The organism is Xanthomonas sp. WHRI 1810A (assembly GCF_040202885.1).
Lineage (GTDB): Bacteria > Pseudomonadota > Gammaproteobacteria > Pseudomonadales > Pseudomonadaceae > Aquipseudomonas.
Window position 1 is genome coordinate 64275 of record NZ_JBEGED010000005.1, and the last position, 14399, is coordinate 78673.

The following is a 14399-nucleotide window of genomic DNA, read 5'->3' on the forward strand; positions in this document are numbered from 1 at the left end:
ATGGCCGTGCATGATTTCAGCGGCAAACGGGTGCTGGTCACCGGTGCAGGCAAAGGCATCGGCCGCGAGACCGCGCAGCTGTTGGCGCGCTTCGGCGCTGACGTCATCGCCCTTGGCCGCAGCGCCGCCGACCTCAGCTACAGCGCCTATCCACTGGTGGTGGATCTGGCGGATGACGAGGCGACCCGGGCAGCGGTGACGTCGATGCTGCCCATCGACCTGCTGGTCAACTGCGCCGGCATCGTCGAACTGGAGCCCGTACTCGACACGACGCTGGAGACCTTCGACCGAACCCTGGCGATCAACACCCGCGCGCCCTTGCTGGTGGCGCAACTGGTCGCGCAGGATCTCGTCCGACGTGGCCAGCCAGGGTCCATCGTCAACGTCTCCAGCCTCGCCGCCAAAGTCGCCACCCGTGACCACCTCGCCTACTGCGCCTCCAAAGCAGCACTTGACGCCATCACCCAGGTCATGGCCCTGGAACTCGGCCCCCACGGCATCCGCGTCAACAGCCTGAACCCCATCGTCACCCTCACGGCCATGGCCGACAAAGCCTGGCGCGACCCCACCAAATCCGCCCCCCTGCTCGCGCGCATCCCCCTCGGCCGCTTCGCCCAACCCACCGACGTCGCCGCCGCCATCGCATTTCTGTTGAGCGATGATGCAGCGATGATCAACGGGATAACGCTGACGCTGGATGGGGGGTTTAGTGTGGGGTGAGGTCGTGTTTTGCGCTCCAAACCAAGGACATCGAACACCGTTCCTGTAGGAGCTGACGAGCCCGTGCGAGGCTGCGAAGCTGCTTCCCGGCTACGTGCTAGCCAAGGCTTTCAGCGCTCCAAATCAGATCTGAGCCTCAATCAATATGGACTTAATGAAGCTTTCACGAAACTTCACCTCTTCCAGAATACATATCTTATTAAGCAGTTCCGCTCTTTGGCCGCCCATCACTTGATAAATATTACAACTGGCATTCATGGAATTAAACCAAATCTTTGTGCTTTCGCTGAGCGCCTCCCAAAGTTCTTTTATAGATTGCTCCTGCCCTGCAGTAGTCAGATGATTTTCAATAATTATATTTATCCTATCTATCTCGTCGCGTATGCAGGTCGTCATTTCTACATGAACTCCACCGGCTCCGTCAATGCATGCCGCATATCCATGTTTTTCTTCCAAAAACTTGATAGAAGAACAATCTACCCACTTGATCAACGCGCGTTTTCCAGTGTTATAGCTGGCCTTACACCAGCCCGCCACAGAATCTCTTACCTTCACCACATCCCCTTTTATTAGATAGCTTTTGCCTGTAGCCTGCAAAATGGGTTCCGCATCACCATCATACAAAAATGTTTTCTTCTTTATCGCGCCATCGATTGAAGACGAAGCATGTATCGCTTGAAATGCTCGGGAGCGCCAAGCATTTTCTATCTGCGCTCGAGTTTTATAAGGGTATATAAATGCACGTAACTCGTGGCCGTTTTCCATATCTGCACCCATGTCGAAATAGCGTGACGCTTTATAGTCATGCAGCAAGTTCCCATCTTGCAGACTAAATACGCTAACAGCATAGATATCGCCGCTAGCATCCAATGACGATGGTGCCTCCATGCTTTGAATAACGATCAGTTTGTCATCACGCGTTCCATTGCCAGGCATGAGAAAGGCTTCTTGTATTTTTCCAGCTGTACCTGCGTCGGGTAGCTCATGAACAATTGTCGGCGCCCCGCGGTCACCCAATACATAGAGTGATATCCCAAAGGGGTCAGCTGATAGCGAATTCTCCGCACTGGCACTTATAGGTGTAAATAAAAAGCATAGGGTTGCCTGATTAAATCTCATAGCCTCGTGCGCCTGTTCCAGGTCCACTTCGCTACACGCGCGACTGTCGGCATTGGCGGTTTCAAACATAAAAATCATTAACGCTGCGAAAATGAGCTGATGCATGTTGCAAACACCCAGGCATGTAGTTTTGAGTGTATTTTTTTCACATCATATTTGTGTGGCTGCTATCTGCGAGCGCTGCAGACTGCGCTCATCTGACGCACCGCCGACGCTAAATATCTATTTTTGATCGAGCTTCGGAGGAAATATGAATCCACTGCCTCTGACTGCGGCATCTGGTATTTCGACAATGGCCTCGCTGAGCAATGCTTTCTCTCCAAAAGAGTTCTCCAAGCACTGGCTACTTTTAATCAGGGTATCGCCTTTCGTCACATCTAAAAATGCCTTGGCTCCGTAGGTTTCTTGTGGAACACCGAAAATATAGCCGTATTCTCCATTTCTGAATCCAAAATGAATTGTGTGTGTCCAACTGTCATCCCATCGACTCACTCGCCTATGTCTTGAAAAATCGACTTCCATTTCAATTTTCGATTCAGTTCCAAACCGGTATGCAATACTCTTTCTATCGCCGCTGGAGCAAATAGATAATATCCTCTTCAGATTTTCATCTATTTGGCATGATGCAATCATAATTTCTTCTTGTTGGCACAAGGTAGTTTTCGATACTTGCGCGGCGACGTTCATACTCAGGAATAGACAAAAAAACGCTGATAACCACGTCTTGTTCATATTAATACCTTCTCACAAACTTCGTATGCCGCCGTTCGCTCTTCAAGGCCCATCTTTCCTCCATTTACCTTTTTCGTGACCCTTTCGACATCGAGCGCTCCACCTTCTTTCACAGAGGCATAGACCTTAAACTCAATCCAAAACCAGATCGCACTTCTGATCGCCGTGGGCATCTCGTTAATTAGCTCTGGGAAATCCACTGTATTTGGTTGTTCCCCTTTCCAATATTTATTGTAATCACGCTTATATCCAGAATATTTTTCATAGCCCGTGATTTGAATGAGCCCGCGCCCTCGGAAATTAAAACCGTCATCTGGGTGTGATGCTCTATTGCCGTTCAGTCTCTGAAAGTGTTTTCGTCCAATTGCTTGCTGATTTGATCGACGGATGAAATTTCCCTTGCTGTCTTTCAAGTAGCCATCACTCGCCGCTTCGACGGGACGAGAAAGATAATAAGAACTGAAAGATTGCAATGCAGCCGGGGAGTATTCCCAGCTTTCGGTGACTCCCTTCATAGCGTCCCCAACTTCTCCCTTGATCTGAGCAAAAAAATGACGCTGCCTGAGCCTGGTATCCAATTTGAACTCAAATAGTCGATCATTTATTTCGTTCAAAACACTGTCGATATCAGCGTGGGCTGCCCTCGGAAAAATCTGTTTCAGCTGTTCCGAAGTTAGAGCCAAAGGATCCGACGCTGTAAAACACCCCACCAACCCCACCGGATGAAGGTGGTATACCTTCCCATCCTCCGGCAACCCGAGTTTTCCGGCGACCTCATCCCACCAGCAGATCTGCTGAACCCGTTCCTTTTCCGCCAGCCAGTTGCGCAGCGGCGTCGAGTTGCTGTAGCCGACCAGTTCATCCAGTCCGTCCCATTTGTACGGTGTGTATTTCCACTCGCTTTCGGCGTAGATGATCAGTTGCGAAATCGATTGGGCGAGGGCCGGCAGGCTGAGGGCGGCTTGCAGTTCTTTGGCGGTGATGACGCCGTCGCCGTTGCGGTCGATGAGGTCGTGCAGGCGGGTTTTCAACGGGCCTGTATCGCCCAGATCGGCCGTTGATCCAAAGCGTTGCAGCTCGGCTTCGTTCATCTGGCCGGTGGCGCGGCGGAAGGAGGCCAGCATGGTGCGGGGCCCGTCCCAGTTGTAGATGACCTCGTGGTTTTCCCACGACCAGGGGCTCACCCAAGTGGTGGCACTGTCTTCGCAGACCCAGCCGTTGAGCAGGTTGTTTTCGGCGTCGTGCAGCACGCCGTCGACCCGGTACCAAGTGCAGGCGTTGTTTCCGTCTGTGGCGCAGACTTTGATTTTCTTGTCGGCGGGCAGGCCATCGAGCAGGGTTTTCGGCAGCAACGCCTCACCGGCGCTGGGTGTGTTTGGCGCTTTCAGGCTTGGAGGCTGTTGGGCGTTGAAACGGTCCTGATGCGCGATGACGGGGGTGCCTTTGGCCAGCTTGAGCCAGGTCTTGCTGCTCGGGGGCAGACGCTGTGCCCAGGCGCGGCTGGCTTCGATGAAGCTGTCCACCACTTCGGGGCTGAAGACTTCCAGATGTAGACGCTGTTCGGGGTGTTCGACGGCGCTGTCCTGATACCAGCCGATGTGGCCGATCAGATCGCCTGCCTTGACGGCAATCGGCTTTTCGAGCACGACCACTCGATCCGCCTCGGGCTCGCGCGCGCCTTGCAGCGAAGCGAAATGCACGTATTGGTTTATGCGCTCCAGCTTGCGGTATTCGCCGTCGCCGCTGACGGTCACTTCGGTGCCGCTGTGCAACTGGCCGATGGATTGACTCTCACGGCGACCTTCGGCGCGGACGTTAAGCGGGCCTTTCTGCGTCACGACGCGGTATTGGCCGTCTGCAATGGGCTGCAGAAAACTGGCCGCGACATAACCTTTCAGCGAGCCATCAGAGTTTTGCAGCGTTTCCGGACCTTGGGTGTTTTCCAGTTTGCGGAAATCCCCAGCCCCGCTGACAGCGACCTGCGCACCATGGGGCAGGAACCCGATCACCGCGCCATTTTTGGCCTGGTTTCGGATGTTCAGGCCGCGCTCTTTGAGCTTTTTGGGATTGGCATCGTTGGCCGACTCCCCGACCTGACGGGTTGCGCCCTCTGGCCAAAATAAGGGACGCGCCACCTTCGCGTCGTCCTGATAAGCAGCCCAGTCCTGCAGGTGCATGTACAGGCTGTAAAACGTCAAGCTTGGCGGAGTGTCCGGGCTGCCTTCGATCTTCGGCGGCTGCAGCCGGTGGCGGACCAATACAAAGCTGCGGGAGAAGGGTTTGTTCACGGGCAACGTGTGAACCCAGAAGCCGGTGGTCGGCGTCTGCTGGTCGATGCGATAGGCGACCACCTCGCCATCCGCCAGACAGTGCACGCTGGACTGGTCGACAGTCCCCGCCGTGCCGCCATCGAAATGCACACCGCCGTGCCACAAGCCGCTGATGCCCAGCGGGTAATAACCGGCGGCAGCCTTGGCCAGGTGGGTCAGTTGATGGAGCGGGTGGTTTTTGTCGCGGAACGGATGGCTCCAGCGCTTGACCGGCGGCAGAGTGTCAGCCTGCGGTTCGGCAGCTATAGGCAAAGGAACCGGACGCCCGTCAGGGGTCGGCAGTATCGGCATACGCGCTTGCCGACGTTGCTGCCGTTCGGTTTCGCCACCGCCAAACAATTCGTTTTTTAACCACTTCAACATCATCAATTCGCTCCTGCGAGGGACGCACACCGGCCCCAAACGGCTCACGAGCGGAACAATGCGGTGCTCGTTTTCGCAGAGAAAAATAAGCGTGCACCGGCCGAAATTCCATGGCGAAAAGACGATCAAGAACGGTCTGAGGAAGTTAAGAGATCAGTCCTACATGGACCGCAGGCGCCAGTCTGGTCTGCCCAACGACACGCGCCTGCGCTTGCACGAATCGATTACCCGCGAGCACACTGGCTGACGACTCATGCATTCGGCCGTTACGTTCACTGATGGAAGGATTGAAAAAAATGACAACGCAAACCGAGACCGCCCTCCTCGCCGGCGGCTGCTTCTGGGGCATGCAGGATCTGATTCGGCGCTACCCCGGTGTCACCTCCACCCGCGTCGGTTACAGCGGCGGCGATGTACCCAATGCCACCTATCGCAACCACGGCACCCACGCTGAAGCGATCGAAATCGTGTTTGATCCAAGCCAGATCAGCTACCGGCAAATCCTGGAGTTCTTCTTCCAGATCCACGACCCGTCCACGCCGAACCGGCAGGGCAATGATCGGGGCGTGAGTTACCGTTCCGCGATTTTCTACCTCGATGAAACGCAAAAGCGCATCGCCGAGGACACCGTGGCCGACGTCGATGCGTCAGGCCTCTGGCCCGGCAAGGCGGTCACCGAGATCGCGGCGGCCGGTGATTTCTGGGAAGCGGAGCCCGAGCATCAGGATTATCTCGAGCGCATCCCCAACGGCTACACCTGCCACTTCATCCGGCCGCAGTGGAAACTGCCGGTGAGGTCTGAATCAAGCGCGCCGAAGGCGTCACCCGCAGATGTTTCCGCATAAAAAAATCGCCCCTCGGGGCGATTTTTCATGGCGTGGGCGGTGCCTCTATAAAGCGATCGCCACCTGATTGCGGCCCAGCGCCTTGGCCTGGTAAAGCGCTTCATCGGCACGATTCAACAAGTGATACAGGTCTTTATCGCCGGACTCAGTGGACGCCACACCCACACTGGCAGTCATGCGCTGAACCTGTTCACTCTTCAGGTCCGCAATGATGCGTACCACCTGCTGGGCAATGTCCCGTGCGACCTCAAGCGAGGTGTCGGGCAACAGCACCGCGAACTCCTCGCCGCCCATCCTGCCGTGCAGATCGGCGGCGCGGAACGACGCCGCGATGACGGCACCTATTTGCCGCAACACCCGGTCGCCGGCCTGATGGCCGTAGGTGTCGTTGATCTGCTTGAAATGGTCCATGTCCAGCATCAACGCGCACAAAGGCCGCTGGCCCTGCTTGCAGTCGCCGAACAATTGCTGCGCCCCCTCGAAGAAAGCCCGGCGGTTTTTCAGGCCGGTCAGCTCGTCGGTTTGCGCGGCATAGTTGGAAATGCTGTGCGCCCGCTCCATTTCACGAGTCAGCCGAAATGCCTGCTCCAGCGCGTCGGACAGCTTGCGCGTCGCGCTGATCACGAAGGAGGCAAACACCAGCGTCGACAGCGCCATGCCCACTTGCATCGCCAGTGGCTGAAACAACAGCCAGACCGTGCAAGGCAGCAGCACCAGGCCCATGGACACAAGGGTCATGTAGCGATAGGCCGAATAGCACGAGACCGCGGCGACCGACATGCCCACGGTAAACAGCATCACCAGGGCTTGCGCCAGCAGGTCGTCCGGCGGCATCACCACCAGCGCCCCGATGCCCCAGACACTCGCCGAGAACACCAGCGTCAGCCAGTACCTCATTTCCCAGCGTTGGGGCGTTCGATCACTTTCGGGGACGCGCAGGTAGGAAACGAACATCCAAACACGCAGCAGCGTCGACACCGTAAGGAGGAACAGCCATCCCTCCACGGCAACAGGGTCAAAGCGCTCCCAGCACAACCAGGCCAGCATGAGCGCGGCCATGTAGCTGCCGGCCACTGCATACACCGATTGGCGAAACAGCTGCTGCAATCGATCGGTACGAACCTGCTCCGCGATAAGGGAATCCGGGTCACATTGAATTTCAAGGCAATCCATTTGATCCGCCCGATCATGAGGACACGAAGGCGCGTATTGTGGCATCCGGCTAGCACTGCGAACAGCGCCAATACGTCTCAACAACCGGAAACACGTTGAAATACTCTGCGCAGACGATCTCTGCCGGCACCGAGAAGCGGCACGAGGCAAATTAGCCCTCGGACCAGAACCGGAATCGATTCAGTGCGCGTATAAATTAACGAATTCATCGCGCGTTACAGCTATATTCTTTCGCTTCCCGGGAAACGTATTCACCAATAAGGCGCGCGCGATGTTTTCGTCAGAACGACTCAAGGGCATCGATGTGTTCGTCAGCGTCGCGGATCTGGGCAGTTTCACCGCTGCGGCCGAGCGCCTGAACCTGACCAGTTCTGCGGTCAGCAAGGGCATCGCGCGCCTGGAAGCCCGCTTGCAGACCCGCCTGTTCCAGCGCACCACGCGGCGTCTTTCCCTGACCGACGCAGGCGTGGTGTTCTACCGCACCTGCACCGGCGTGCTGGCCGATCTTGAGGAAGCCGAACTTTCGTTGCACGCCGAAAGCGCGGCCCCCCACGGCAAGGTCCGCATCGACCTCCCCGCCTCGTTCGGCCGACTGCACGCCCTGCCGGTCATCCTCAGGTTCGTGGAAGACCATCCGCTGCTGCACCCGCACATCTCGTTTTCCGATCGCTTTGTCGACCCGGTCGAAGAAGGCATCGACATCGTCGTGCGCATTGGCGGTCCGGATGTCTGGCCGCAGGCATTGGGGCACCGTTATCTGGGCGCCGAGCGGCTGATCTTTTGCGCATCGCCCGCGTACCTGCGCCAACGCGGCGAACCGCGCACCGACCGCGATCTGGAACACCACAGCTGCGTGGTCTACGGACGAAGTGATGGTCTGGTTAATCCCTGGCACATCGCCGGGACACAGGCGGGAGACATGGAGCGCAGGGTATTGAGCGGTCGGGTGGCCATCGGTGACGGTGAAGCGCAAGTGGTGGCGGTGGTCGCAGGACACGGCATCGCGCAACTCCCAACGTGGGCCGTCAAACGCCAGCTTGAGGACGGCACGCTGGTGGAAGTGCTCACGCACCTGGCGACTGAGGGCCTGCCGATGAACCTGGTCTGGCTCAAGAGCCGTCAGGCGCTGCCGAAAGTCCACGCGCTGCTGACGGCGCTGAGCGACGGCCTGACGCCGGCGGGCAGTACATTGAGTGCATAAGTGCTTGGCGCAACGGTGCGTCGGCGGCCTGAAGGACAGACACGAGAGAACCCGACGCTGAGGTGAATCCGGCGCTGGGTGGATATGCAGAAGGAGATGGGCCAAGCAGAAGCGTTATGGAGGCAACCCCACCAGCCACACCCCGGCACACAATGTTCCCGCTGTGGCTGCTTCCTTCCGGATCTGACCAGGTTCACGGGTAATCGTTGCGGGGGGACCGATGGGGTCACCATAACGACGCTCGCCATCCGGCGAGCCGCGCCATTGTACCGGTCTCACAAGAAGTTACAACCGTTGGTGTCGGATTAAAATTTGATAGGGCTCAAGCACTTGTGTGCCGTGGGTTTCGCGCTGGACAGTCTGCCCTTCCCTGTGCACGCATCGTTACCCAAGGTGCAGCCAATCGCAAAGAGGTGTTTGCACAGAGCAGCGACGGCCACGTCATAATGCCCGCCTGCGCACAACGTGAAGGCCGTACATGAAACTGGAAGTGGTAGGTCATGAGGCGCTGAGGGCGGTTCAGCGGGAAGAGCTTGAATTGCTGGAGTTGCCCCACGCGCAAAAGCTGTACGCCGGGGATATTTTCGGCGCGTTGAACACGCTGGTGTCGGCGTCGGAAGATCATGTCCGGGGCTTTGCGTTGCTGGTGGATGACACGCCGCGCGGGTTTTTCCTGCTCAAGCGTGGGCGGTTACTGCCACCGTGGGCCGACGATGATGCGGCCACGTTGCACGCGCTGATGGTGGACGTCGAATGGCAAGGCCGCGGACTGGGCAAGTACTGCCTGCAGGGTTTACCCGATTTAGTGCAGGCGGTGTGGCCGCAGGTTCGGCAACTGATGCTGTCCGTGGACCCGGAAAACCAGCCGGCCATACAGCTTTATTCGAAGCTCGGCTGGGTCGACAGCGGCACGGCCTATCGCGGGCGCTCGGCGTATGAGCGGCGGATGGTGTTGGCGTTGTGAGTTACCGGGCTGTACCTCTGTAGGAGCCAACTTGTTGGCGAAGCGGACTATCTGGCGTATCAGCCCTACCCTCTTCGCGAACAAGTCCGCTCCTACAGGTTCGACGGCATCTTAGGAAACTTGTAGCACTTCATCCGCCTTGCCACCCGCACCCTGGATCACCAGGTGTATGAAGTGCAGCTTGGTAACCACGGCCGGGGGCACCACGAACGGATAAAAATCCGGCTGGCCCATGGCGCGGGACAGTTCGTTGAGCATCCCCGCCAACTCGATCCAGGCATTGACGAACGCCAGGAACGCCGGGCCGCCGGGGTGTTGCGGGTCGTACAGGGTCTCCAGCGGGAACGGCAGGTAATCGAGTTCCATGTCCCGGGCGCTCATGCCCAGGCTCAGCGCCGTGTCCACCGCGTCCATCATGTGCAGGTAATGGGCCCAGGTTTCGGCCCAGTCTTCCCACGGGTGCATGGTGGCGTAAGCACTGACGAAATGCTGCGGCCAGTCCGCCGGTGCGCCGTTCTTGTAGTGATGATCGAGCGCATCGGCGTAACTGGCGCGCTCATCGCCGAACAGGTTGCGGAACCCATCCTGCCAGTAGGTGTTGGCGATCAGACGGTCCCAGTAATAATGGCCGACTTCGTGACGGAAATGCCCGAGCAGGGTGCGATACGGTTCGTGCATCTGAACCCGCGCTTTCTCACGCAGCGCGTCATCAGCTTCGTCGACGTTCAGTGTGATCAAGCCGTTGGCGTGGCCCGTGGTCGGGGTCTGGCCTTCGAGGTCCGTACCGAGGAATTCGAACGCCAGGCCGCGCTCTTCATCGACGCTTTTGGGGATGACCTGCAACCCCAGGGTGATCAGTTGAGCCACCATGCGCCGCTTGGCGGTTTCGATTTTCAGCCAGCGCTCAGGGTTTTCCGGGACGGAGAGATCGGGGATCGTCTTGTTGAGGCTACAGGCAACACAGAAGTCTCCGAGGTTGTGTGCTGGAAACAGCCAGTTGCACGCCGCCGGTGTGTCGAGGTTGGCGCAGCGCCGGTACAGGCCTGCTCCGGGTTCGTCGCTCAGGCGCCAGGTGCCCAGGTCAGGCCCCGGGTCCAGCGCGGCCACTTTCCCCTGTTCAGGCAGGTAGCCCAACGCGGCCGAACACGCCAGGCACTGGCTGTTGCGAAAGAAGATCGACTGTCCACAGCGGCATTGCCAGACCTTGCTGTTTCGTTTGGTTTCACCGACAAAAGGCGCGGCAATTCGTGAGCTGAGCTGTTCGAAGAACTGGAACATGACGATCTCCTTTTAAGGTGCAAGCACTAGATCATCGGCGTTTGGCGCGGTTCCGTGGATTTTGTGGGCTGAAGACAGATTGCGTGTAGGAGCGCGCTTGCCCGCGATAGCGATCGGTCTGTGACACATCCACCGACTGACCGAACGCCATCGCGGGCAAGCGCGCTCCTACAACGTCACTCGACTGAAATGTCGTGCTTTTTCAGGAACGCAACAAACCCCTCTTCATCCATCACCTTCAACCCCAGCTCATTGGCCTTGGTCAACTTCGAACCGGCGCCCGGCCCAGCCACCACGGTATGGGTCTTGGCCGAGACCGAGCCCGACACCTTGGCGCCCAAGCTTTCCAGCTTGTCCTTGGCGACGTCACGGCTCATCAGCTCCAGCGAACCGGTCAGCACCCAAGTCTGTCCCGCCAGCGGCAGGCCTTCGACCACTTTCTTCTCGCTCTGCCAGTGCATGCCGAAGTCGCGCAGCTGCTGCTCGATGGCGACAGCACGCTCGGCATTGGCTTTCACGTCAAAGAAATCACGCACCGCCTTGGCCTGCTTCTCCGGCAGCGCCTGACGCATGTCCAGCCAGTCAGCCTCGATCACGCCGTCCAGCGAGCCGAATTTGTCTGCCAGCTTCTGCGCAGCGCCCGGCCCTACCGACGGGATGTTCAGCTTGTCGAGCATCCCGCCCAGTGTCGCGCTGGCCGCAAACTCCGCGCCCAGGTCGCCGGTGTCCTGCAGCACCATGCCACACTCGCCCAGCAGTGCGCCGATGACGTCCTGGTTGTGGGCGTCTTCGAAGAAACTGTGAATCTCATGCGCCACTTCCAGCCCGACGTCCGGCAGATAGGTGAGCACTTCAGGCAGCGCCTGTTTGACCCGATCCAGAGACGCCAATGAACGCGCCAGCACCTTGGCCGTTTCTTCGCCGACGTCCGGAATGCCCAGCGCGTAGATGAACCGCGCCAGGGTCGGCGTCTTGCTGTCGGCGATGGCCTTGAGCAGCTTGTTGCTGGAAATCTCGGCGAAGCCCTCTAGGTCGATGATCTGCTCGAACTTCAGCTTGTACAGATCGGCCGGCGAGCCAATGAGTTTTTCGTCCACCAGTTGCTCGATGGTCTTGTCGCCCAGCCCTTCGATGTCCATCGCCCGGCGTGACACGTAATGAATGATCGCTTGCTTGAGCTGCGCACCGCAGGCCAGACGGCCGATGCAGCGATAAACCGCGCCTTCGCTGACGGTTTCCTTGCCCTTGCTGCGCTTGATCAGCTGCGTGCGCTCGACATGGGAGCCGCACACCGGGCACGTTTCCGGGATCTGCACGGGGCGTGCGTCTTCAGGCCGACGCTCCAGCACCACTTGCACCACCTGCGGAATCACATCGCCGGCCCGGCGAATGATCACGGTATCGCCGATCATCAGGCCCAGACGCGCCACTTCATCCATGTTGTGCAGCGTGGCATTGGCGACGGTGACCCCCGCGACCTTGACCGGCTTGAGCCTGGCCACCGGTGTCACCGCACCGGTTCGCCCCACCTGGAACTCGACATCGAGCAGCTCGGTGAGCTCTTCCATGGCCGGGAATTTGTGGGCGATGGCCCAGCGCGGTTCGCGGGCGCGGAAACCCAGTTCACGCTGCGCTGCAATGCTGTTGACTTTGAACACCACGCCGTCGATTTCGTAGGGCAAGGCCAAGCGCCGCTCACCGATGTCGTGGTAGTACGCCAGGCAGTCTTCGATGCCATTGGCCGCTTTCAGCTCACGGCTGACCGGCATGCCCCACGCCTTGAGCTGCTTGAGGTTGCCGATGTGGGTGTCGGAAATATCGGCGGACACCTGGCCCAGCCCGTAGCAGCAGAATTCCAGCGGCCGGTTGGCGGTGATCTTCGAGTCCAGTTGGCGCAGGCTGCCGGCGGCGGCATTACGCGGGTTGGCGAAGGTCTTGCCGCCGACTTCGAGCTGGCTGGCATTCAGGCGCTCGAAGCCGGCCTTGGACATGAACACTTCGCCACGCACTTCCAGGGTCTCGGGCCAGCCTTTGCCGTGGAGCTTGAGCGGGATGTTACGCACCGTGCGCACGTTGACGCTGATGTCTTCGCCGGTGGAGCCGTCCCCGCGTGTGGCGCCGCGCACCAAGGCGCCGTTCTGATACAACAGACTCACTGCCAGGCCGTCGAGCTTGGGTTCGCAGCTGTATTCGACTTTCGCCCCCGCGTCCTTCATGGGCAGGTCGAGGCCTTCTGTGACCCGCCGGTCGAACTCGAGCATGTCGTTTTCTTCGAACGCGTTGCCCAGGCTCAGCATAGGGATTTCGTGGCGCACTTGCGTAAACGCCGAGAGCGCCGCGCTGCCGACCCGCTGGGTGGGGGAGTCCGGCGTCACCAGATGAGGATTTTCCGCTTCCAGCGCCTTGAGCTCATGGAACAGGCGATCGTATTCGACGTCGGGGATACTCGGCTCGTCGAGCACGTGGTAGCGGTAGTTGTGCTGATCCAGCTCGGCACGCAATGCCAGGATTCGGGTTTCGGCGGCTTTCATAGGGTGGTATCTCGAAAAGCAAAAAAGCAGCCGTGGCTGCTCAATCGATATTGCGTTTGACACTGTGGGAGCGCCCGGGGCGGCGATCCGCATTGCCCGCGATTGAGTTTTGTCAGTCACCGCATGGGGTGAAGACAGATTGCTATCGCGGGCAAGCGCGCTCCTACAAATTAAAAATTTCGCAGACCAACCAATCAACGACGCTGCGTCAACGCACGACGCTCGAACTCGACGATGCGCTGGCGGTAATGCTCGATCGTCTGCGCGGTCATGACGCTGCGCTGGTCGTCCTTCAATTCACCGTTGAGCTCATGGGCCAGTTTGCGCGCTGCGGCCACCATGACGTCGAACGCTTGTTTCGGGTGACGCGGGCCCGGCAGGCCGAGGAAGAAGCTCACGGCCCGGGTGCTGAAATGGTCGATATCGTCCAGATCGAACACGCCTGGCTTGACCGCGTTGGCCATCGAGAACAGCACTTCGCCGTTACCCGCCATGCTTTCGTGACGATGGAAGATATCCATCTCGCCGAACCGCAGGCCGCTTTCCAGAATATTCTGTAGTAACGCAGGGCCTTTGAAGCCGCTTTCGTCCCGGCAGATCACGCTGATCACCAGCACTTCTTCCACCGGTGGCAGATCCTTGTCTTCGGTGATGCGCTGCGACGGCTTGTCGTCCGGGAAATCATCGTCCCGGCCGGTGAACAGGCCGGGGCCGCCCATGTCCAGGTTCAGGTCGCCCTGCTGGGGCTCGTCCTTGCGCTTGTTGCGTTTGGATTCGCGTTCCGGGCGTTCACGTGCGGCGCTCATGGTCGGCAAATCGTGCTCGTCCAGCTGGGGCTCCTTCTGGTTGTCCAGTACCCGCGCAGGGCCCAGCACTTCGGCCGAAGAAGGCTCTTCGTCGTCCGGCAGGTTGGAGAAACTGCGGTCCAGCCTGAATTTCAATTTACCCTTGCCGCCGCGCATCCGGCGCCAGCCATCAAAAAGAATACCGGCAATGACAATGATGCCGATGACGATCAGCCACTCGCGCAGACCGATTTCCATGTAATCCCGTGCCTCTAGTAAAAAATCTGAAAATTAAGGGCGTTAAACCCCTTTAAAACGTGGCGCCAACTCTCTGTTCTGAATGGCGTTTTCCCACGCG

11 protein-coding genes and 1 other RNA gene are annotated in these 14399 nt (G+C 58.7%); 4 read left to right on the forward strand and 8 right to left on the reverse strand.

Annotated features, from left to right (window positions below):
- Positions 1-720, forward strand: coding sequence for an SDR family oxidoreductase (locus ABQX22_RS09615; protein WP_349798846.1), 720 nt, complete (start codon positions 1-3; stop codon positions 718-720).
- Between the two features lie 123 nt (positions 721-843).
- Here the strand turns inward: ABQX22_RS09615 and ABQX22_RS09620 are convergent, their stop codons facing one another.
- The 3 genes from ABQX22_RS09620 to ABQX22_RS09630 all read right to left on the reverse strand — a co-directional run bounded on the left by ABQX22_RS09620 (position 844) and on the right by ABQX22_RS09630 (position 5267).
- A complete protein-coding gene (locus tag ABQX22_RS09620; protein WP_349798848.1) occupies positions 844-1944 on the reverse strand; it encodes a hypothetical protein in 1101 nt (366 codons plus the stop codon).
- 117 nt (positions 1945-2061) lie between these two features.
- The gene (locus tag ABQX22_RS09625; protein ID WP_349798850.1) at positions 2062-2571 is read right to left on the reverse strand and encodes a hypothetical protein; all 510 of its coding nucleotides are present in this window, start codon (positions 2569-2571) and stop codon (positions 2062-2064) included.
- A complete protein-coding gene (locus ABQX22_RS09630; protein WP_349798852.1) occupies positions 2568-5267 on the reverse strand; it encodes a hypothetical protein in 2700 nt (899 codons plus the stop codon). The genes ABQX22_RS09625 and ABQX22_RS09630 overlap by 4 nt, the downstream gene beginning before the upstream one ends.
- A 293-nt stretch (positions 5268-5560) precedes the next feature.
- On the opposite strand from ABQX22_RS09630, the gene msrA reads away from it, so the two are divergent.
- Entirely contained in the window at positions 5561-6109 is a 549-nt protein-coding gene (gene msrA / locus ABQX22_RS09635) for a peptide-methionine (S)-S-oxide reductase MsrA (RefSeq protein ID WP_349798854.1), read from the forward strand.
- A gap of 45 nt (positions 6110-6154) precedes the next feature.
- Here the strand turns inward: msrA and ABQX22_RS09640 are convergent, their stop codons facing one another.
- Complete coding sequence (locus ABQX22_RS09640) at positions 6155-7282, reverse strand: GGDEF domain-containing protein (protein WP_349798856.1); 1128 nt, start codon at positions 7280-7282, stop codon at positions 6155-6157.
- A gap of 271 nt (positions 7283-7553) precedes the next feature.
- Here ABQX22_RS09640 and ABQX22_RS09645 point away from each other — a divergent pair, with 271 nt between their 5' ends.
- Positions 7554-8483, forward strand: a complete 930-nt coding sequence (locus tag ABQX22_RS09645) for a LysR family transcriptional regulator (protein ID WP_349798857.1) — start codon at positions 7554-7556, stop codon at positions 8481-8483.
- 126 nt (positions 8484-8609) lie between these two features.
- On the opposite strand, the gene ffs is transcribed toward ABQX22_RS09645, so the two are convergent.
- Positions 8610-8706: signal recognition particle sRNA small type (ffs, locus tag ABQX22_RS09650), an RNA gene on the reverse strand.
- Between the two features lie 255 nt (positions 8707-8961).
- Here ffs and ABQX22_RS09655 point away from each other — a divergent pair.
- Entirely contained in the window at positions 8962-9447 is a 486-nt protein-coding gene (locus tag ABQX22_RS09655) for a GNAT family N-acetyltransferase (protein ID WP_349798859.1), read from the forward strand.
- Positions 9448-9558: 111 nt separating this feature from the next.
- On the opposite strand, the gene ABQX22_RS09660 is transcribed toward ABQX22_RS09655, so the two are convergent.
- The 3 genes from ABQX22_RS09660 to zipA all read right to left on the reverse strand — a co-directional run bounded on the left by ABQX22_RS09660 (position 9559) and on the right by zipA (position 14299).
- Positions 9559-10725: a zinc-binding metallopeptidase family protein gene (locus ABQX22_RS09660; RefSeq protein ID WP_349798861.1), complete on the reverse strand. Its 1167-nt coding sequence runs from the start codon at positions 10723-10725 to the stop codon at positions 9559-9561.
- 176 nt (positions 10726-10901) lie between these two features.
- A complete protein-coding gene (gene ligA, locus ABQX22_RS09665; RefSeq protein ID WP_349798863.1) occupies positions 10902-13256 on the reverse strand; it encodes an NAD-dependent DNA ligase LigA in 2355 nt (784 codons plus the stop codon).
- Positions 13257-13450: 194 nt separating this feature from the next.
- Entirely contained in the window at positions 13451-14299 is an 849-nt protein-coding gene (gene zipA / locus ABQX22_RS09670) for a cell division protein ZipA (protein WP_349798865.1), read from the reverse strand.
- Positions 14300-14399 lie beyond the last annotated feature (100 nt).

Coding starts and splice junctions, on each gene's coding strand:
- ABQX22_RS09655 (WP_349798859.1), top strand. CDS start 8,962: ATGAAACTGGAAGTGGTAGGTCATGAGGCGCTGAGGGCGGTTCAGCGG.
- ABQX22_RS09625 (WP_349798850.1), bottom strand. CDS start 2,571: ATGAACAAGACGTGGTTATCAGCGTTTTTTTGTCTATTCCTGAGTATG.
- ABQX22_RS09630 (WP_349798852.1), bottom strand. CDS start 5,267: ATGATGTTGAAGTGGTTAAAAAACGAATTGTTTGGCGGTGGCGAAACC.
- ABQX22_RS09645 (WP_349798857.1), top strand. CDS start 7,554: ATGTTTTCGTCAGAACGACTCAAGGGCATCGATGTGTTCGTCAGCGTC.
- msrA (WP_349798854.1), top strand. CDS start 5,561: ATGACAACGCAAACCGAGACCGCCCTCCTCGCCGGCGGCTGCTTCTGG.
- ABQX22_RS09615 (WP_349798846.1), top strand. CDS start 1: ATGGCCGTGCATGATTTCAGCGGCAAACGGGTGCTGGTCACCGGTGCA.
- ABQX22_RS09660 (WP_349798861.1), bottom strand. CDS start 10,725: ATGTTCCAGTTCTTCGAACAGCTCAGCTCACGAATTGCCGCGCCTTTT.
- zipA (WP_349798865.1), bottom strand. CDS start 14,299: ATGGAAATCGGTCTGCGCGAGTGGCTGATCGTCATCGGCATCATTGTC.
- ABQX22_RS09620 (WP_349798848.1), bottom strand. CDS start 1,944: ATGCATCAGCTCATTTTCGCAGCGTTAATGATTTTTATGTTTGAAACC.
- ligA (WP_349798863.1), bottom strand. CDS start 13,256: ATGAAAGCCGCCGAAACCCGAATCCTGGCATTGCGTGCCGAGCTGGAT.
- ABQX22_RS09640 (WP_349798856.1), bottom strand. CDS start 7,282: ATGGATTGCCTTGAAATTCAATGTGACCCGGATTCCCTTATCGCGGAG.